Origin of the sequence: Carbonicoccus niuqiaonis, from assembly GCF_050157065.1 — a bacterium.
In the GTDB taxonomy this organism is placed as follows: Bacteria; Actinomycetota; Actinomycetes; order Propionibacteriales; family Propionibacteriaceae; genus Avipropionibacterium.
This window is the reverse complement of the sequence record NZ_CP189573.1, coordinates 3,393,264-3,412,573: the sequence shown is the minus strand read 5'-3', so window position 1 is coordinate 3,412,573 and position 19,310 is coordinate 3,393,264. Positions and strand designations below refer to the sequence as shown.

The following is a 19,310-nucleotide window of genomic DNA, read 5'->3' as shown; positions in this document are numbered from 1 at the left end:
GCCATGGTCACCGGCGCCGACGTGGCGTTCTGGTTGCTGGCACCGGTGATGGTGCTGGCCGCCATCGCGATGGTCGCCTCGCGCAAGCCCGTCCACTCCGCCCTCAGCCTCGCCGTGGTGATGATCTGCCTCGCCGTGCAGTACGCCGCGCTGGACGCGCCGTTCCTGTTCGCGGTGCAGATCATCGTCTACACCGGCGCCATCTTGATGTTGTTCCTGTTCGTCGTCATGCTCGTCGGCGTCGACATGAAGGACTCGATGGTCGAGACCATCCGCGGTCAGCGGCCGCTGGCCGTCGTGGCCGGTCTCGCCTTCGCCGCGCTGCTGATCCTCGCGGTCGGCAACGCCGCCACCAGCCCGAGCATCGGGCTCGAGGAGGCGAACGGGGCCTACGGCGGCAACGTGCAGGGCCTGGCCGGGTTGATCTTCCACCGGTACGTCTTCGCCTTCGAGCTCACCTCCGCGCTGTTGATCACTGCGGCGCTGGGTGCCATGGTGCTGGCGTTCCGCGAACGGCTCGGTGAGAAGAAGACCCAGAAGGTGCTGGTCGCCGAGCGGATGCGCCGCTACGCCAAGGAGGGGGAGCACCCCGGTCCGCTGCCGACGCCGGGTGTCTTCGCCCGCCACAACGCGGTCGACACCCCGGCGCTGCTGCCCGACGGTACGCAGGCCGAGACCTCGGTGTCGGCGACGCTCAAGGCCCGTGGCCAGGTGCTCGACTCGAGCGAGCTCAGCCAGGCCACCCAGCAGACGCTGCGGGCCATCACCTCCAACGACGACGACCAGGAGGACGAGCAGTGAGCCCGGACAACTACCTGATCCTGTCGGCGCTGTTGTTCACCATCGGCGCGGTCGGCTTCACCGTGCGCCGCAACGCGATCGTCGCCTTCATGTGCGTCGAGTTGATGTTGAACGCCGCCAACCTGGCGCTGATCGCGTTCAGCCGGCACCACGGCCAGCTCGACGGCCAGGTGTTCGCGTTCTTCGTGATGGTCGTCGCTGCTGCCGAGGTGGTCGTCGGCCTGGCGATCATCATCGCCATCTTCCGTACCCGCCGCTCGGCCTCGGTCGACGACGCAAGTCTGTTGAAGTTCTGAGGGAGCGAGCGTGAACCACCTGACCCCCACCCTGCTGGAGACCGTCCAGCCGGTCGCCGCCACGGGCGTGTTCTCGTGGGCGTGGCTGTTGATCGTCATCCCGCTGGTCTCGGCCGCGGTGCTGCTGCTCATCGGCCGCGTCGGCGACGCCTGGGGCCACCTGCTCGGCACGTTGGCCCCGATCGCGTCGTTCGCGCTCGGCGTCGTGCTGTTCGTGACCATGCTGGGTGCCCCCGCCGAGGAGCGCAGTGTCGCCGTCCCGCTGTACGAATGGTTCGGCAGCGGCAACTGGAGCATCGGGATCGGCCTGCAGGTCGACCAGCTGTCCATCCTGTTCGTGCTGTTGATCACCGGCGTCGGCTCGCTGATCCACGTCTACTCGATCGGCTACATGGCCCACGACGAACGGCGTCGGCGCTTCTTCGCCTTCTTGAACCTGTTCGTCGCCGCGATGCTGCTGCTGGTGCTCGCCGACAACTACCTGGTGCTGTTCGTCGGCTGGGAGGGCGTCGGCCTCGCCTCGTACCTGTTGATCGGCTTCTGGCAGGACCGGCCGAGCGCGGCCACCGCCGCCAAGAAGGCGTTTGTGGTCAACCGCGTCGGCGACATGGGCATGGCACTGGCCATCATGTTGATGTTGGCCTCCTTCGGGTCGTCCGCGTTCGTCGACGTGAACGCCGGCGCGGCCGAGCTGCAGCCCACGACCGCCACCGTGATGGGACTGCTGTTGCTGCTCGGTGCCTGCGGCAAGTCGGCACAGCTGCCGCTGCAGTCCTGGCTGCTGGACGCCATGGAGGGCCCGACCCCGGTTTCGGCGCTGATCCACGCCGCGACCATGGTCACCGCCGGCGTCTACCTGGTCACCCGCTCCCACGCGGTGTACGGGCAGACCGAGTTCGCCTCCACCGCGGTCGTGATCATCGGTGCGCTGACCCTGCTCGCCGGCGCCTGGATCGGTTGCGCCAAGGACGACATCAAGAAGGCCCTGGCCGGGTCGACCATGTCGCAGATCGGCTACATGATGCTCGCCGCGGGCATCGGCCCGGCCGGCTACGCGTTCGCGATCTTCCACCTGATCACCCACGGCTTCTTCAAGGCCAACATGTTCCTCGGTGCCGGTTCGGTGATGCACGGGATGAACGACGACGTGAACATGCGGCGGTACGGGGCACTGGCGCGCGCGATGCCGATCACCTTCGTCACCTTCGCCCTCGGCTACCTGGCGATCATCGGCTTCCCGTTCCTGTCCGGGTTCTACTCCAAGGACCACATCATCGAGGCCGCCTTCGAGCACAACCTGATGGTGGGCATTCTGGCGATGGTCGGTGCCGGCGTCACCGGCTTCTACATGACCCGGATGATGTTGATGACCTTCCTCGGCAAGAAGCGCTGGGCCGACGACGTCCACCCGCACGAGTCGCCACTGACCATGACGATCCCGCTGATCGTGCTCGGTTTGATGTCGGCCGCCGGCGGGCTGCTGCTCAACAACTGGATCGGTGGCTGGCTGGAGCCCGCCGTCGGTGGTGCGCACGCCGAGGGCCACGCACCGTCGCTGCTCGCGATCACCCCGATCGCGATCATCAACCTGGTCGTGGTCGCGCTCGGTGTGCTGGTCGCGGTGCTGGTCTTCGGGCCGCGTCGCGACATCCCGGTCACCGCGCCGGTGACCCGCAACCCGCTCACCATCGCCGGCCGCAACGACCTGTTCGGTGACGCCTTCAACGAGGCCGTCTTCATGCGACCCGGACAGGGCCTCACCCAGGGGGTCGTCGTGGTCGACCGGTCCGGCATCGACGGCGCCATCACCGGCGCCGCCGGGACGGTCAGTGGGCTGTCGATGATCGGTCGACGGTTGCAGAACGGATTTGTCCGCTCGTACGCATTGCTGATGGTGCTAGGCGCAGCCGTCATCGGTGCCGTACTCGTCCTGAGTCAGCTCGGCTGAGGCAGGGGAGGAGAAGAACGTGGGTTTCCCCATTCTCACCGTGCTCGCACTGGTGCCGCTCGTCGGCGCCGTGCTGTTGCTGCTGGCCGGTGACGCCTCGGCCCGAGTGGTCGGTCTGCTGACGTCGTTGGTGACACTGGTGCTGGCCGTCGTCGTGCTGGTGATGTTCGACCCGGCCGGCGGGATGCAGTTCAACGAGGTGGTCCCGTGGGTGCCGAGCCTCGGCTTCCACTACGCCGTGGGCGTCGACGGGATCGGGCTCACCCTGGTGCTGTTGACCGCCATCCTGACCCCGGTCGTGCTGCTCGGCTCGTGGGACGACGCCGACTACGCCGGCGGTGGCCGCTGGGGCTCGAAGGCGTTCTTCGCCCTCGTGCTGGTGCTGGAGAGCTTCGCACTGTTCGCCTTCCTGGCCACCGACGTGCTGCTGTTCTACATCTTCTTCGAGGCCACGCTGATCCCGATGTACTTCCTCATCGGGGCGTTCGGCGGTGCCAAGCGCTCGGCCGCGGCGATGAAGTTCCTGCTGTTCTCGCTGTTCGGCGGGTTGATCATGTTGGCCGCGGTGATCGGCCTGTACGCCGTGTCCGCCGGTGCCGGCCAGCCGACGTACCTGCTGTCGGAGCTGACCCAGCTCGACATCGACCAGACCACCGGACGGGTGCTGTTCATCGGCTTCATGATCGCCTTCGCGATCAAGGCCCCGATGGTGCCGTTCCACACCTGGCTGCCTGACGCCGCGGAGAACTCGACCCCGGGTGGCTCGGCGTTGCTGGTCGGCGTGCTCGACAAGATCGGCACGTTCGGCATGTTGCGGTTCTGCCTCGGGCTGTTCCCGGAGGCGAGCACCTGGGCCACCCCGGTCGTGCTGGTGCTGGCGGTGATCAGCGTGCTGTACGGCGCCATCGCCGCCATCGGTCAGAAGGACTTGTACCGCCTGATCGCCTTCACCTCGGTCAGCCACTTCGGCTTCATCGTGATGGGCATCTTCGCCTTCACCTCCCAGGCGCAGGCCGGCTCGACGTTCTACATGCTGAACCACGGCTTCTCCACCACGGCGTTGTTCCTGGTGGTCGGCTACCTGGTCGCCCGCCGCGGATCGCAGGGCATCAGCGACTTCGGCGGCGTGCAGAAGGTGGCACCCTGGCTCGCCGGGTTCACCCTGTTCGCCGGGCTGAGTTCGCTGGCACTGCCCGGCCTGTCACCGTTCGTCAGTGAGTTCATGGTGCTGGCGGGCACGTTCAGCCGCTACCCGGTGTTCGCCGTGTTCGGCGTCCTCGGCATGGTGCTCGCCGCGCTGTACATCCTGATCATGTACCAGCGGACGATGACCGGCCCGGTCAAGCCGGCGGTCGCCGCCTTCGAGGACCTCAGCGGGCGCGAGAAGGGCGCCCTGATCCCCCTGGTCGTGCTGATCCTGGTGCTCGGCTTCTTCCCGAAGCCCGCACTCGACGTGATCAACCCGTCGGTGGAAGCGACCATGCAACACGTCGGGGTCGAGAACCCCGTCCCGTCGAATGAGCAGGAGCAGCCGCGATGAGCCCTCTCGGCACGGTGATGGAGATCGTCACCCCCACGTTGGACTACGTGCTGCTGGCGCCTGTCCTGATCGTGTTCCTCGCCAGCGTGATCGGCGTCGGCATCGAGGCCTTCGTACCCAAGCGGGCCCGCTTCCTGAGCCAGGGCCTGCTGGTGATCGTCGCGATCGCCGCGGCGCTGATCATGGTCGGCATCAACGCCGGCTCGGGTGCCCGTACCGTCGACGCGGTCGGCTCGATCGCGATCGACGGACCGACGCACTTCATGTGGGCGATGCTGCTGGTGCTGGGCGGCCTCTCGCTGCTGCTGTTCGCCGAGCGGACCGCCGACGACAACCCGTTCGCCCCGCAGGTGGCGTCGGTTCCCGGGACGCAGTCGGAGACCGACGCACTGGAGGCAGGCTCGGCCCACACCGAGGTGTTCCCGCTCGGCATGCTCGCCCTGACCGGCATGTTGATCTTCCCCGCGTCGAACGACCTGGTGACCCTGTTCGTCTCGCTCGAGGTGCTCTCGCTGCCGCTGTACCTGTTGTGCGGCATGGCGCGTCGTCGCCGCCTGCTCAGCCAGGAGTCGTCGCTGAAGTACTTCCTGCTGGGTGCGCTGTCGTCCGGCTTCTTCCTGTACGGCATCGCGTTGCTGTACGGCTTCGCCGGCTCGTTCACCTACGAGGCGATCAACACCGCGGTCCGCAACTCCGAGCAGCCGCCCGGGTTGCTGATCGCCGGGCTCGGCCTGCTCGGCGTCGGCCTCTTGTTCAAGGTCGGCGCGGTGCCGTTCCACGCCTGGACCCCGGACGTGTACGTCGGCGCCCCCACCGCGGTCACCGCGTTCATGGCGGCCTGTACCAAGATCGCCGCCGTCGGTGCGCTGCTGCGGGTGTTCTACGTGGCCCTCGGCTCCGCCCGCTGGGACTGGCAGCCGGCGATGGCCGTGGTGGCGGTGCTGACGATGGCGGTCGGTGGCCTGCTCGCGATCACGCAGACCGACGTGAAGCGGATGCTCGCCTACTCCTCGATCGCCCATGCCGGGTTCATCCTGACCGCCTTCGTGGGCGCCCACCAGGCCAACAGCGGAGCCGGTGAGGGTTCCATCACCTCACTGCAGGCCGTGCTGTTCTACCTGGGGGTCTACGGCGTCTCAACGATCGCCGCCTTCGCCGTGCTGACCATGGTCCGCGAGCGGGGCGTCGAGGTGACGAGCCTGGCCGGCTGGGCCGGGTTGGGCAAGAAGTCACCGCTGCTCGCGGCCGTCTTCGGGTTCCTGCTGCTCAGCTTCGCCGGCATTCCACTGACCAGCGGCTTCATCGGCAAGTGGGCCGTGTTCGCCGCGGCCTGGGGTGGCGGCTACGCCTGGCTCGTCGTGGTGGCCGTGGTGGTCTCGCTGGTGACAGCGTTCTTCTACCTGCGGATCATCGTCTCGATGTTCTTCTCCGAACCGTCCGACGGCCCGGAGGTCGTCGAGGCCGGGCTGCCGACCCTGATCGCGGTGGCGATCGGTGTGGTGGTCACCCTCGGCGCCGGCGTCGTCCCCGGCCCGCTGCTGGAGCTCGCCGGCCGGGCCGGCGAGTTCGTCCGCTAGGCGAGGGGCGATGGTCGCAGCGGCACAGTTCGGGTCGGACTTCGAGGACGTCGTACGCGCACGCCTCGACGTCATCGAGGACCGACTCTTCGCCGCTGCCGAGGCGTCCACCCCGATGGTCACCGAGGCTGCTCGGTGGATCATGTCGGCCGGAGGCAAGCGGTTCCGTCCGATGCTGGTCGTGCTCGCCTCACAGTTCGGGCCCGACCACGAGTCCGAGGACGTGGTGAAGGCGGCCGTCGTGGTCGAGCTCACCCACGTCGCGAGCCTCTACCACGACGACGTGATGGACGATGCCGACCGGCGGCGCGGGGCGTTGAGCGCCCACCAGAAGTGGCAGAACTCGGTCGCGATCATGGTCGGGGACTTCCTGTTCGCGCGTGCCTCGGCGATCGTGTCGGAGCTGGGGACCGAAGCCGTACGGATCCAGGCCGAGACCTTCGCCCGGCTGGTGCAGGGCCAGATCGCCGAGACCGTCGGACCGGCCGACGACGCAGACCCGCTGCAGCACCACCTCGACGTGGTGGCCGACAAGACCGCCTCGCTGATCTCGACCTCGGCACTGCTCGGCGCCAAGGTCGCCGGGGCCGACACCGCGACCCAGCAGGCGATGGCGGAGTTCGGTGAGCAGATCGGCACCGTCTTCCAGCTGAGCGACGACATCATCGACATCACCAGCGACGACACCGGCAAGGCGCCCGGCACCGACCTGCGCGAACGGGTGCCGACCCTGCCGACGCTGCTGGTCCGGCAGGCGGGCCGTCCCGAGGATGCCGAACTGCTCGCGCTGATGGACGGCGACCTGTCCGACGACGCCGTACTGGCCAGGGCGATCGGGCTGCTGCGCCAGCACCCGGCGATCGACCAGGCCCGCGCCGAGGTGGTCCGACGCGCCGAACGTACCCGCACCCTGCTTGCCGACCTGCCGGCGATCCCCGCCCGGGATGCGCTGGCCGAACTGTGCACCACCGTGGTGAGCCGAACGTCCTGAGCCGACCCACTGCGGACCTACGAACCGGAGGATTCCATGACCGAGGTACAGCACGGACTGGAAGGCGTCATCGCCTTCGAGACCCAGATCGCCGAACCGGACAAGGAAGGCTCCGCCCTCCGCTACCGCGGCGTCGACATCAACGAACTCGTCGGCCGGGTGCCGTTCGAGAACGTGTGGGGACTGCTGGTCGACGGTTCCTACGACCCGGGCCTGCCACCGGCCGAACCGCTGGAACTACCGGTCCGCACCGGTGACGTCCGGGTGGACGCCCAGTCCGGGGTGGCCCAACTGGCACCGCTGTGGGGTCTCGGGCAGTCGTACGACATCGACGACACCCAGGTCCGTGCCGACCTGGCCCGGACCGCGGTGACCGCGTTGTCGTTCATCGCCCAGTCCGCGCGTGCCGACCAGCCGGCGGTGCCACAGGCACGGGTCGACGAGGGCGCCACGATCGCCGAACGGTTCATGATCAGGTGGCGGGGCGAACCGGACCCCAAGCACGTCCGCGCCGTCGACTCGTACTGGAGTTCGGCCGCCGAGCACGGCATGAACGCCTCCACCTTCACCGCTCGGGTGATCACCTCGACCGGAGCCGACGTGGCAGCCGCGTTGTCGGGTGCGATCGGTGCGATGAGTGGGCCACTGCACGGTGGGGCGCCGTCACGGGTGCTGCACATGATCGAGCAGGTCGAGCAGACCGGTGACGCCCGCGCGTACGTGAAGCAGCTGCTGGACAACAAGGAACGCCTGATGGGCTTCGGTCACCGCGTCTACCGGGCCGAGGACCCGCGGGCGCGGGTGCTGCGACGGACCGCGAAGGAACTGGCCGCACCGAGGTACGAGGTCGCCGAGGCGCTCGAGCAGGCCGCGCTCGCCGAGTTGCGGGAGCGTCGGCCCGATCGTGTGCTGGAGACCAACGTCGAGTTCTGGGCGGCGATCGTGCTCGACTTCGCCGAGGTGCCGCCGCACATGTTCACCTCGATGTTCACCTGCGCCCGTACGGCGGGCTGGTCGGCACACATCCTGGAGGAGAAGCGGACCGGACGACTGATCCGGCCCTCCGCGGCGTACGCGGGCCCGACCAGCCGCCCCGCGGCCGAGGTGCCGGGCTGGCAGTCGGCCTGGGGTGCCTGACTCCGGATTCAGCGGAACCTGATGATGTAGTTCACCGCGATGTTCTTGGGCCTGGTCTCGTGCTTGGACACCCGGGCCGGTTCCACCGGTGGTGTGGACTCCTTGTTGGTGGTCGTGATGCTGCTGGCCTGGCCCTGCTGGGACACCCCGGCCGGGTTCCCCGTGTCGTAGCGGTGGGTGTGCTCCTGCAGTGCATCGCACTGGAAGGAACCCACCGCGTTGAGGGTCCCGGATCCGGTCGGCGCGATCCGGCTGTCGGCGTCCGGGTCGAGCCCGGCGCCGCCGTCGAACCCGCGGAGGAACACGCCGCGGTAGTCGGGGAGCCGGAACTGGGGTGATCCGCCGGCATCCCTTGTGCCGTAGAGGTTTCCGAGTACTGCGAACAGTTCCGGGAAGGCCTCGGTGCCAAGCCACCTGCCGTTGCAGAGCATCCAGCCCTGGTCCTCGAGGTGGTTGGTGGGGACATCCGGTACGGGGGTGGCGGGGGCGGGAACCTCGGCAGCACAACTGCTGTCCTGCCAGGTGCCGTTCTGGGGGCTGACGACTGGAAGAACCTGTCCGGCGAAGGGACAGATGGTTCCGACGGGCAAGGAGAAAGTCATGATGATCATTCCTTCGGGGGCAACGTGGCCACGACAGCCGCCCGCGGTGAGGCGAGCGGCTGCCGTGGCGGGTCAATCGTTGGGCATCACGGGTTGTGGGGCATCACGGTTGTGGGCATCACGGGTCGTGTGCGTCACGGCGTCGGCCGTGGGGTGGTCCACCTGCCCTGCTCGTAGCGGCGGGTGGTCGTGTCCTGCCAGCTCATGTCGATCTCGACGGCGAGCGACCAGGCTTCCTGCTCAGGCCGGGGTCGACCATGCGCCGTTGGAGTAGAGCTGGACGGCACTGTTTTTCTGGGTCAGGTCGACTTCGATCGACTTGGATCGGGCCGAGCTGAACATGGTGCTGGTCTGGATGTCCTGCTGGAACCAGACGAGTACCTTCTCGACCGGGGTGAGTACGGTCGAACCTTCGACGATCGCGTTCTCCGCGACGTAGATCGGGGTGGACTGGGTCGTCCCCATGCTGCTGGTGGAGATCTGGTTCACCCCGGGATGGATCGATCCGTAGTCGTTCACCATGGTGAACGCGGTGGCGGGGCCGCCGGTGTAGGCAGGGCCGAGGTTGCCACTGGAGTTGAGCTCGGCCGTCTCACCCAGGCCGATCCGCACCTTGTTCGTGGACACGAAGACCTGGACGTTCTCCTCGAAGGTGTTGCTGCCGAAGAGCTCGTACTGCGGCGTCCAGCTGAACGTGTTGGACGCCAGGTACTTGTCGTACGCCTGCCAGACGACGTTGTAGGCGGAATCGCCGACCTTCTTGGCGAAGCACAGCCGGTACTTCGCCTGCTTCAGCTTCTCCAGGTCGTCGGCCGCAACCTCGATCCGGACTGACTTCTCCGAGGCGGCGGCGGCCACGCTCAGCAGCTGGGCCGTCTGGACGAAGTCCAGCACGTCCTGTTGGGCAGCCTTGGCCACGGCCGTGCCCAACCCGTCGGCCCACACGAAGTTCCAGCTCGTGCGTCGGGCGTTGGGGACGATCTCCTGCAGCTTGTTCTCGTACTCGGTGTGGTTGACGTCACCGGTGAAGTGAACCGTCCTGGCGCTGTTGTTGCCCTCCACGCTGACGACGGTGCCACCGCAGTCATTCATGGCCTCGGTGAGTTGTGCTTCGGTGGGTGCCGAGTTGTCGTTCTTCTCGACTCTGACGAAATGCATGGCTTTCTCCTTCGGAGGGGGACCCCGCTGTTGCGGTACGTCGTTGAAGCCAAGTCTGGTGATTCCGGAGGTGATGTTTCTTCATCAATAGTGATGAACTCGCGACCTCTCGGGGCGGCGAGCCCTCCGGTGTCGGGGCGGATGTCCGTGTGGACCGGCGGTTCGCCAGCAGAAGTCCTTATGGGAAACTCAGCCCATGCCCCCCACCTACGCAACTCCCACGAGCGCGACTCCCTCAAGCGTGGCTCCCACGAGCGCGACTCCTCAAGCGCGACTCCCACACGGTCGGCAGCTCGGCGGATGAATGAACCCGTCACACTGCCACCGCTTCCCGGCAGACCCTTGACCTGACGCGCAACGGGCCCGGCACTCTCCGATGCCGGGACGTCACAGGAGGCACCGCATCGTGGCTCGTCGAGCGGCTCGTGCTCGGCGACACCAGCAGGTGTCGCCCTGTTACGAACGCGCACAGAACGATGGTCGTGGTCGTGACCGGGGCACCCGGGTCGGCACTGGGCGCGGCACTGCGTGCCGCGCTGATCGAGCACGGCTGGGCAGTGGCGTCGGAATCCGGCGCCGGTGAATCAGTTGCCACGGTCATTCTCGTTGAGGACGACCAAGGACGCCCGTGGTCACCGCCGGCAACATCGCAGTCGTCAGCAGGTGGCGGTGATGGCGGTTCTGGTCGTGGCGGTGCTTGTCGTGGCGGTGCAGGTCGTGGCGGTGCTGGTGGTGGTCGGGTGATAGCCGTCGGCTCGCTGCGCAGTGAGGCAGCGCTGATCCATCATGCACTGCGCGGTGCGACCGTGCTGAACTGCGACGTACCCTTCCTGACGCTGTTGGCGTGGATCGAAGGGGAGCTGCGCGCCGACCGTCCGGCTGCACGGTCTCGGGACGCGGCGGTACGGGTGGTTGCCGGCGTCCGTGCCCGCGCCGCCGAGTTCCATGCCCTTTCGGAGTTGACACATCGTGAGCGCGAAGTGCTGGGCGGGCTGATCCATGGTCACCCGGCGTTCATGATCGCGATGGAAGGGTCACGTTCACTCCCGACGGTCCGGTCCCAGATCCGTACCCTGATGGGGCGGCTCGGGGTGAGCAGCCAACTCGGCGCAGTGGCGCTGGCTCACCGGTCGGGCCGCCACGCGGGGTTGGGGGAGCGCCTCGACGCCCTGCAGGATCTGTGACCGGGCTCAGCTGAGGTCCCGGCGCCCCGGATCGACGACCGCGGTCACCCTGGCTGCTGCCATCCGGTCGATGAGTTCGTCAGCGCCTTGCGGTGAGCTGATCTTGAACTCCATCTCGGCGGAGGTCACGGGAAGCACGGCGAGGTAGTTGATTCGCCCGAGGGCCGTTTCGGCGCGCATCAGCTCCACCGGATACCCGAGGGGTGGGCCGATGATGGCGCCGGTGAAGGGCACTTCCTCGGCGTACGGCTGCGCCGGGTCGCCGTTGGGGATGCTGTGTCCCCAGCTCAGCCAGGTGGCGTAGTCGTGGGGCAGTCGGGCGAGATCCTTGAGGAGTCGGATGGGCCAGTAGTTGCGCTCGTCTCCCAAGGGGCCCTGGTCGATCTGGCCGTCGGCGGCACTGGTGCCGGTACCTGTGCCTGTGCCTGTAGCTGTGTCGTCGTCGGTGTTGTCGCGGCCGACGGGGCTCAGCCCGGGCCAATCAGACGGCAGGCCCAGCATGAGCTCCAAGCGTGACCGAGACTCCAGTCCTGCCGGCACGGACATCGGCAGATCAGACATGCCCGAGGTGACCAGAGTCAAGTAGGGGATCCGATCGGTGGGCGCGAACACGTGGACGTCGAGGTGGATGCCCGAACTGAGAACCTCGTGGAGGATGTGGAACTCCTCGCCCAGGTGCTTGGTCAGGTGGGCCTCCCGGGCGGCCTCCACTTCTTCGGACACCATGGCGGGTGCGCCGAGGTCACGCCGGTCGGTGCTCCGAATGATCGGTTGCCCTCCCGCCGTTCGCTCGGGGTTCTCGTTGTCGGCGTCGCCAGGTGTCTCGGTCATCCAGTGCCTCGTTCCTCGTCGTGGTCCTTGGGCCACTCAGGTCCTTGATCCTACGGTGGAGCTGAGGCCATCGGGATCAGCCGCGTTCTGGTTGTCGGGGTCGACGGCGTGCCAGAGGGCGTGGGCGAGTGTGCCGTGGCCCAGCGGGTGGGTTCCGGTGTGGTTGACGAGGTAGTGCAGGCCCAACGGTGATCGCCACAGCATCACGCCGGGCTCGGGTTGTCGGAGTTGCCAGCCGCCGTGGGTCTTGACCCGATGCCCGGTCCGCGACAGTGGCGCCAGGTTCGCCAGGCTGGTCTGCCCGGGCGGCCCGCCGGCGGTGTAGGCGATGGTGTGGTCCAGGTCGAGTCGGTGCCGGTCGGTCTGGGTGCCCCAGGGTGACTGGTCGACCGGCTGGCGCAGCTGGATCTGTTCGCGCAGGGCGCGGGGGACCTCGTAGGCGTCGACCGGGGTCGCCTCGCGCGGGTCGATGACGGGCTTGATGATGATCTTGGTGCCGGCGAGTCCGGTCAGGGTGCGGTGCCAGCTGGTCAGCCCGCCGTGTTCGTCACGGACCGGCCCGTTCCCCGCGGTCAGGGTTTCCTCCGCGAGGTGGAGGTACAAGGTCACCGGTGGCAACAGTTTCGTCGGGTCGATCCGGCCCAACGCCTCGACCAGGACCGCGGTCGTGGCCGGGTCGAACGCCCGCCGCTCCGCCTGCTCCGCCTGCTCGGGCTGCTCGGGCTGCTCGGGCTGCTCCGAAGCGTCTGGCGCGCTGGCGGCATGATCAGCATCGCGATGCTCGCCACGCTCGCAGTGATCATCTTGATCATGGTCGTGCTCCGCCGGGGCGCCTACATGGTCATCCCCAACACGGCCCGTGGTGTCGGCGTCTCGCCAAGCTCGACAGGCGTCCGCAGTCGCCTGGTCGGCCGGTTCGGGGTGGATGTCGTCATCGGCCGGGTCCGGCGGTGTGGTGGCCGGCGCCGGCCCGTCGTCGTCGGTGAGACCGTCGGGAACGGCCTGGCTGGCGTACTTCGCCAACAACAACAAGGCCTGGTCGGGGCGGGCCAACACCCCGAGTGCTTTCGACCGGCGCACGTCCTTCGACGCCGGGTCGCCCTCCAGTTTCAGAAGGTCGGCGATCCGGTCCAACATCGCGTCGAACCACACCACATCCGCCGCCCGGGCCCGCACGAACAACGTCTTCAACCCGTACTGATTCGTCCGACCCACCCCAGCAACCCGCTGACCCCAGTCCGCGCGGACCCGGGCCTCATAGCCGGCCGGGTCGGCCCGCAACACCTCAGCATCCAACAGGTTCCGCAACCGATACATCGTCACCGACCCCAACACCGCAGCGACCGCCCGATCCACCAGCCCGGCCGCCTCGACCGACAACCTGAAGCGCCCCAGGTTTGATGCCGCATCTTTGTGAGTTGGAAGGATGCAGTCCATGCCCAAGAAGATCGATGGCGAGCTCAAGGCTCGCGCTGTCCGGCTGGTCGCCGAGCACCAGCAGGAGTATCCGTCGCTGACCGCTGCCTGTGAGGCGGTGGCTCGGCAGCTCGGCATCGGCAAGGAGTCTGTTCGCCGTTGGGTGCGACAAGCTGAGGTCGACTCGGGTCTGCGGCCCGGTCTCACATCGACGGAAAACGAAGAGATCAAGAAGCTGAAGGCGGAGAACCGTCGGCTCCGTGAGGACGTGGCGATCCTACGCGCGGCCACGTCTTTCTTCGCGGGGGAGCTCGACCCCCGCAGCCGCTGATCATGGGATTCATCGACACCATGCGCGAGCAAGGCCATGCGGTCGAGTCGATCTGCCGGGTCCTGCGTGAGCAGGGCTGCCAGGTCGCCGCGCGGACCTACCGAGCCTGGAAACGCGCTCACCTGAGGATCGCTGCTCAGACGATCACTGACGCGATCGTCGAGGACAAGATTCGTGACCTGGCCTGGACCATCGATGAGCGCGACGGCCGACGCAAGCTGACTCCCGAGGGCCTCTACGGTCGGCGCAAGATGACGCGCTGGTCCGCCGGCACCTGCCCGAGGCATCCCCGGGCAGCGTCGATCGGGCGATGAGAAGCCTTCAACTGAGCGGGATCCGCCGCAGCAAGAAGCTGCGCACCACGATCCCGGCCAAGAACGGTAATCGCGCCGGGGACCTGCTGGATCGCGACTTCACCGCCCCGGCCCCCAACCGGGTCTGGGTCGCCGACTTCACCTACTGCCGCACCTGGGCCGGCTGGGTCTATGTCGCCTTCATCGTCGATGTGTTCGCCCAGAAGATCGTGGCCTGGCACGCCGCGACCGTCCGCGACGTCGACCTGGTGATGACCCCGCTGCGGATCGCGTTGTGGCAGCGCGGCCGCGACGGCACCCCGATCACCCGCGAAGAGCTGATCTGTCACTCTGATGCCGGCCGACAGTACACCGCGATCCACTACACCGAGCACCTCGCGCTCGAGGGCATCCACCCCTCGATCGGGTCGGTCGGCGATGCCTACGACAACGCGCTGATGGAGACGATCATCGGCCTGTTCAAGACCGAGTGCATCCGCACCACGGTCTTCCACGACGGTCCCTACAAGACGATCGCCGACGTAGAGTACGCCACCGCCGGCTGGGTCGACTGGTACAACCAGCGGCGCCTGCACAGTAGCCTCGACTACATGACCCCGGCCGAGTTCGAGGCCGCCCACTACGCGACCCTCACCCGAGAGCCGCAACCCGTATGAGAGCGGCAGAGAACCTGGGGCGCTTCAACCAGCGCGTCTCCGCCGCGACCCGGCGCACCACCACCGACCGGACCTCACCCCGCCGCACCCGGGCCCAACACAACGGGAGCCGGTGCCGCAGGTCCAACACATCAGCGACCAACTGCTCCGCCGCATACCGGGCCATCCCCAGCATCGCGCCCAACTCGGCGAAGCAGAACTCCGCCACCTGCGGGGTGCCCTCCCCACCCGGCGAACTGATCCCTTCACCCGCCAACCATGCCCGCGCGACCGGATCCGACGCAGCAGCCGCGGCCCCGCCGGCTCGGTCCTGCTGGTCGGGGGTCGGGGCGTACAGATCGACCAACTCCGCAACCCGCAACAACACCCGACACTCACCATGGACCACCGCCGTGTTCGCCGCGACGACCTCGGCCGCGAGCGCACGCCGACACCCCAGATCGCCACCCCGCGACCCCGGCTCACCGGTCACCCAAACCCTCGAATCGAACACGTAAACGATTCTAAAGCCCGGGTCGGACAGCCGCCACGAACCAACCCCAACCCTGTGGACAACCCTCCAACCCACCCCACCGAACTGTGGACAACCCGTCAGGTCGAGGTGCCGCGTCCGTCACCGCACGACGTCGTACACCAGCTTCTGGATGCCGTTGGAGTAGGTCTCCGACTCCAGCACCTTCAACGGCTGCTTGGCCTTGTCAGTCTCGGAGAACATCCGCTTGCCCGCACCCAGGATCACCGGGAAGACAAGGAGGTGGTACCGGTCGATCAGGTCTGCGTCGGCCAGGTTGCGGGCCAGCTCCGCGCTGCCGTGGACGATAATGGGCCCACCGTCGCCCTCCTTGGCGGCTGCGACGTCGTCCAGCGAGCGCAGGATCGAGATGTCGCCCCAGTTGTCGACGAGCCCGTCCTCGCTCAACGTGGTCGACACCACGTACTTCGGCATCACCTTGTACTCGGCGAACTCGGCCATCTCCGGCCACACCTTGGAGAAGGCGTCATAGCTGACCCGCCCCAACATCAGGGCGCCGGCCTCTTGCTGTTCCCGACCCTTGAGCTCGTACGCCTCAGGCACGAACTCGATGTCGGTGAAGGTCCACCCGCCACTGCGGTGGGGTTCGGTCGGCCCGCCGCCGGGGGAGTCGACAACCCCGTCCAGCGAGACGAAGGCGGTGTAGATGAGGGTGCGCATGAGCAAAAGTCCTTTCGCTGCCTGCAACGAATCCTGTCACCCACACCACGAAGGGCGACGCCGAGATTCGACACCCGACGCCGCCCAACTCGTTTGACCCTGTTCAGCCGAACTCGTTGACCCTGTTCAGCCGAACTCGTTGGCCCTGTTCAGCCGATGTCGGCGATGCCGGGGCGACCCGATTCGACGGTGGCCGTCGCCAGCGTGGCGATCGGCGCGTCGGGGCGGGTGACGTACGGCATCGTGCGGAAGTCGACCTGCAACTGGTCCTTCGACACCCGGACCCGCTGGTAACCGCGGCTCCGGTTGACGAACTTGATGTGCAGGTTGTCGGGGTCCTCGTCGAAGACGGCCCGCGGGTTGCCGTCCCGGCCCGAGCTGACGGATGTCCCGAGGAACTCGGCGCCGATCGTGGTGGACTCCGGATCCTTGAAGTCCAGCTTCAGTTCTGCAGCGGTGTTGCGGTGGGCATCGCCGGTGATCACCACGAAGTTCTCCACGCCACCCTGATCAACCGTGGTGTAGAGCGACTGGCGCGCCCCGGCGTACCCGTTCCAGTTGTCCATCGGGTACGAGACACCCGGGCCGTCCTCGTTGTCGAGGCCGAAGGTGATCAACTGGTTGCCCAGCACGTTCCACCGCGTGGTCGAGGTCGTCAGCCCGTCGTACAGCCACTTCTCCTGGGCGGCACCGAGCATGCTGCGTGTCGGATCCCACCGCCCGTCACAGTCCTGTACGCACCGCTCGAGTTGATCACTGCGGTACTGCCGGGTGTCGATCATGTGCAGGCCCAGCAACTGACCGAAGTCGAAACGCCGGTAGAGCTGCATGTCCGGGCCCTTCGGCATGGACGAGCGTCGGAGCGGCAGGTTCTCCCAGTACGCCTGGTAGGCGGCCGCGCGACGCTGCCGGAACACCTCCCGGCCCTGGTCCGGCTCGTCGTCGATCTGCGAGATGTCGTCGGCGTAGTTGTTCTCGACCTCATGATCATCAGGCACCACGACCCACGGTGCCGAGGCGTGGGCAGCCTGCAGGTCGACGTCGGTGTGGTACTGCGAGTAGCGCACCCGGTAGTCGGCCAGCGAGAAGATCTCGGCTGCCGGCAGGTGTGAGCGGTTCTCGATGGTGCTGGCGCCCGCACCCTCGTAGATGTAGTCGCCCAGGTGGACGATCAGGTCCAGCTCGTCGGCGGCCATGTGGCGGTACGCGGTGAAGTACCCGTTCGGGAAGTTGGAGCAGCTCGCGAAGCCGAACGCCATCTCCGACAGGTCGGTCGCCCGGGCGGGGGCGGTCCGGGTCCGCCCGACCGGCGACAACTCACGACCGGCGCGGAACCGGTACCAGTACTCGCGGTCCGGCTGCAGTCCGTGCACCTCCGCGTGCACCGAGTGCCCCCACTCCGGCGTGGTGACCTCGGCGCCGCTGCGGACGACCCGGGTGAACGACTCGTTCTCCGACACCTGCCACTGCACCGGCACCTTGCGCTGCGGCATCCCACCGTGCCCGTCGGCCGCGGTCGGCTCGGGCGCGAGCCGGGTCCACAGCACCACGCCGTCGGGCAACGGATCACCGGAGGCGACACCGAGGGTGAACAGCTGGTCCGGCAGCTGCTGGGCCGAGGCGATCAGCGCGGGCGCGCCGACCGCGACGAGGCCGGCACCGGCGCCGGCCAGTCCGAGGAAGTGGCGACGGCCCAGACCTGAACGCTGGTTGGGAATGGTCATGATCAACTCCTGGTACGAGGGGTGATGGGGAACTACTGGCTCACTGACTGAGGTCGGCGATGCCGGGCCGGCCGGCCTCCACCGTTGCCACGGCGCGCGTCGAGATCGGCGCGCCGGGACGGTCGACGTACGGCAGCGTGCGGTACTCGACCTGCCACGTCTGCGGGGTCACCCGGACCCGCTGGTAGCCGCGCTGGCTGTTGGTGAACTTGATGTGGGGGCTCTCGGCGCGCCAGATCCGCCCCTTGTCGCTCAGGTCCCGACCGTTTCCACCGGAGGTGACCGACGTGCCGAGGAACTCCGTCGCGACGATGGGGGAGCGAAGGTCGTTGAAGTCGAGGTGCAGGTTCGCGGCAGCGTTCTTGTGCGCGTCACCGGTGATCAACACCACGTCGTCGACACCCCCGATCAACTCGTACAACCGTTGCCGGGCGGCGGCGAAACCCATCCAGTTGCCGAGCGAGTACGATTCCTCCGGGCCCGCAGCGCTGTCGGCGTCGAAGCTGATCTGCTGGTTGCCCAGCACCTTCCAGGTCGCCGTCGACGCGACGAGCCCGTCGAACAGCCACGCCTCCTGCTCGGACCCCAGGTACTGCCGGTCCGGGTCCCAGCGTTCCTCACAGTCGTTCACGCACTGCGCGAGGTGGACGTCGCGGTACTGCCGCGAGTCCAGCATCGAGAACTCCGCGAGCCGGCCGAACCGCAGCCGGCGGTAGAACTGCACCCCGGCCGCGGTCGGCATCGACGCCCGGCGCAGCGGGAGGTTCTCGTAGTTCGCCCGGTAGGCGGCGCTGCGCCGCTTGGCGAACACCTCCGGGTCCTGGTCGGGCTCGGAGTCGGGCTGCGACAGGCCCCCCGTGTAGTTGTTCTCCACCTCGTGGTCGTCGGGGACCAGGATCCACGGTGCCGCGGCGTGGCCGGCCTGCAGCGCCGGGTCCGACTTGTACTGCCCGTACCGGATCCGGTAGTCGGCCAACGACTGCGTCTCGTGCGCCGGCAGGTGCGACCGGTTCTCGATGGTGTCGGCGCCCCGTCCCTCGTAGATGTAGTCGCCCAGGTGGACGACGAGGTCCAGGTCGTCGGCCGCCAGGTACTCGAGTGCGGTGAAGTGGCCGGCGACATAGCTCTGGCAACTGGTGTAGGCGAAGGTGAGGCTGTTCAACTCGGCACCGGGCAACGGCGCGGTCCGGGTCCGACCCACCGGTGAACGCTGGTCGCCGACCTGGAACCGGTACCAGTACTCGCGGTCAGGTTGCAGCCCGAACACCTCGACGTGCACCGAGTGACCCCACTCGGGCGTCGCGACCTCCACCCCACGCCGCACGATCCGGCCGAACGACTCGTCGGCCGCGAGCTCCCACCGCACCGGGACCTTGCGGTCGGGCATGCCACCGTGGCCGTCGACCGCCACCGGGTCGAGCGCCAACCGGGTCCACAGCACCACGCTGTCGGGCAGCGGGTCGCCGGAGGCGACGCCGAGGGTGAACACGTCCTCACGGAACGGACCGGCCGTCGCGATGAGTGCGGGCAGGCCGACGGCAGCCCCGACGCCCGCGCCGGCACCGGCCAGGCCGAGGAAGTGGCGACGGTCAAGGTTGTTGATCATGGGGGA

General features: G+C 67.8%; 17 protein-coding genes, 1 pseudogene and 1 other annotated feature. Of the genes and pseudogenes, 10 read left to right on the top strand and 8 right to left on the bottom strand.

The window, feature by feature from the left end; genetic code table 11:
- Window positions 1-3 precede the first annotated feature (3 nt).
- The 7 genes from ACQBAU_RS15645 to ACQBAU_RS15615 are packed head-to-tail and all read left to right on the top strand — an operon-like array spanning window position 4 to window position 8,290.
- A complete protein-coding gene (locus ACQBAU_RS15645; RefSeq protein WP_465255736.1) occupies window positions 4-801 on the top strand; it encodes an NADH-quinone oxidoreductase subunit J in 798 nt (265 codons plus the stop codon).
- A complete protein-coding gene (gene nuoK / locus ACQBAU_RS15640) occupies window positions 798-1,097 on the top strand; it encodes an NADH-quinone oxidoreductase subunit NuoK (protein ID WP_434548138.1) in 300 nt (99 codons plus the stop codon). The genes ACQBAU_RS15645 and nuoK overlap by 4 nt, the downstream gene beginning before the upstream one ends.
- Window positions 1,098-1,116: 19 nt before the next feature.
- Window positions 1,117-3,045 carry an NADH-quinone oxidoreductase subunit L gene (gene nuoL, locus ACQBAU_RS15635; RefSeq protein WP_465255737.1) on the top strand — a complete coding sequence of 643 codons (1,929 nt, stop codon included), beginning with the start codon at window positions 1,117-1,119 and terminating at the stop codon, window positions 3,043-3,045.
- Between the two features lie 19 nt (window positions 3,046-3,064).
- Window positions 3,065-4,585 (top strand): NADH-quinone oxidoreductase subunit M, encoded by a 1,521-nt coding sequence (locus ACQBAU_RS15630; protein ID WP_465255713.1) that lies wholly within the window; start codon window positions 3,065-3,067, stop codon window positions 4,583-4,585.
- A complete protein-coding gene (gene nuoN, locus ACQBAU_RS15625; RefSeq protein ID WP_434548140.1) occupies window positions 4,582-6,162 on the top strand; it encodes an NADH-quinone oxidoreductase subunit NuoN in 1,581 nt (526 codons plus the stop codon). Before ACQBAU_RS15630 ends, nuoN begins: the two co-directional genes overlap by 4 nt.
- Before the next feature lie 10 nt (window positions 6,163-6,172).
- A complete protein-coding gene (locus tag ACQBAU_RS15620; protein ID WP_465255714.1) occupies window positions 6,173-7,153 on the top strand; it encodes a polyprenyl synthetase family protein in 981 nt (326 codons plus the stop codon).
- A gap of 36 nt (window positions 7,154-7,189) precedes the next feature.
- Window positions 7,190-8,290, top strand: coding sequence for a citrate synthase 2 (locus tag ACQBAU_RS15615; protein WP_465255715.1), 1,101 nt, complete (start codon window positions 7,190-7,192; stop codon window positions 8,288-8,290).
- Window positions 8,291-8,298: 8 nt separating this feature from the next.
- Here the strand turns inward: ACQBAU_RS15615 and ACQBAU_RS15610 are convergent, their stop codons facing one another.
- The gene (locus tag ACQBAU_RS15610; RefSeq protein WP_434548143.1) at window positions 8,299-8,892 is read right to left on the bottom strand and encodes a tail fiber protein; all 594 of its coding nucleotides are present in this window, start codon (window positions 8,890-8,892) and stop codon (window positions 8,299-8,301) included.
- 240 nt (window positions 8,893-9,132) lie between these two features.
- Complete coding sequence (locus ACQBAU_RS15605; protein ID WP_465255716.1) at window positions 9,133-10,050, bottom strand: hypothetical protein; 918 nt, start codon at window positions 10,048-10,050, stop codon at window positions 9,133-9,135.
- Between the two features lie 606 nt (window positions 10,051-10,656).
- On the opposite strand from ACQBAU_RS15605, the gene ACQBAU_RS15600 reads away from it, so the two are divergent.
- Together ACQBAU_RS15600 and ACQBAU_RS15595 are read left to right on the top strand one after the other, a co-directional pair.
- Window positions 10,657-10,794: a hypothetical protein gene (locus tag ACQBAU_RS15600; RefSeq protein ID WP_465255717.1), complete on the top strand. Its 138-nt coding sequence runs from the start codon at window positions 10,657-10,659 to the stop codon at window positions 10,792-10,794.
- The gene (locus tag ACQBAU_RS15595; RefSeq protein WP_465255718.1) at window positions 10,791-11,234 is read left to right on the top strand and encodes a helix-turn-helix transcriptional regulator; all 444 of its coding nucleotides are present in this window, start codon (window positions 10,791-10,793) and stop codon (window positions 11,232-11,234) included. The genes ACQBAU_RS15600 and ACQBAU_RS15595 overlap by 4 nt, the downstream gene beginning before the upstream one ends.
- Before the next feature lie 6 nt (window positions 11,235-11,240).
- On the opposite strand, the gene ACQBAU_RS15590 is transcribed toward ACQBAU_RS15595, so the two are convergent.
- Both ACQBAU_RS15590 and ACQBAU_RS15585 read right to left on the bottom strand, forming a co-directional pair.
- On the bottom strand, window positions 11,241-12,065 hold the full coding sequence (locus ACQBAU_RS15590) for a suppressor of fused domain protein (protein WP_465255719.1): 825 nt from the start codon (window positions 12,063-12,065) through the stop codon (window positions 11,241-11,243).
- 36 nt (window positions 12,066-12,101) lie between these two features.
- Window positions 12,102-13,445, bottom strand: coding sequence for a hypothetical protein (locus ACQBAU_RS15585; protein WP_465255720.1), 1,344 nt, complete (start codon window positions 13,443-13,445; stop codon window positions 12,102-12,104).
- Window positions 13,446-13,500: 55 nt separating this feature from the next.
- Here ACQBAU_RS15585 and ACQBAU_RS15580 point away from each other — a divergent pair.
- Window positions 13,501-14,782, top strand: a pseudogene (locus tag ACQBAU_RS15580) (IS3 family transposase).
- Window positions 13,770-13,904 (top strand) — a sequence feature (AL1L pseudoknot). Its footprint overlaps the pseudogene before it by 135 nt.
- Here ACQBAU_RS15580 and ACQBAU_RS15575 read toward each other — a convergent pair.
- From ACQBAU_RS15575 to ACQBAU_RS15560, 4 genes are all read right to left on the bottom strand, one after another.
- Entirely contained in the window at window positions 14,757-15,275 is a 519-nt protein-coding gene (locus tag ACQBAU_RS15575) for a hypothetical protein (RefSeq protein ID WP_465256150.1), read from the bottom strand. The pseudogene ACQBAU_RS15580 and the gene ACQBAU_RS15575 overlap by 26 nt on opposite strands.
- Before the next feature lie 120 nt (window positions 15,276-15,395).
- The gene (locus ACQBAU_RS15570; protein WP_465256149.1) at window positions 15,396-15,974 is read right to left on the bottom strand and encodes a dihydrofolate reductase family protein; all 579 of its coding nucleotides are present in this window, start codon (window positions 15,972-15,974) and stop codon (window positions 15,396-15,398) included.
- A 149-nt stretch (window positions 15,975-16,123) separates the two neighbouring features.
- The gene (locus ACQBAU_RS15565; protein ID WP_465256148.1) at window positions 16,124-17,698 is read right to left on the bottom strand and encodes an alkaline phosphatase D family protein; all 1,575 of its coding nucleotides are present in this window, start codon (window positions 17,696-17,698) and stop codon (window positions 16,124-16,126) included.
- Window positions 17,699-17,738: 40 nt separating this feature from the next.
- Window positions 17,739-19,304: an alkaline phosphatase D family protein gene (locus ACQBAU_RS15560; protein ID WP_465256147.1), complete on the bottom strand. Its 1,566-nt coding sequence runs from the start codon at window positions 19,302-19,304 to the stop codon at window positions 17,739-17,741.
- Window positions 19,305-19,310: the final 6 nt, after the last annotated feature.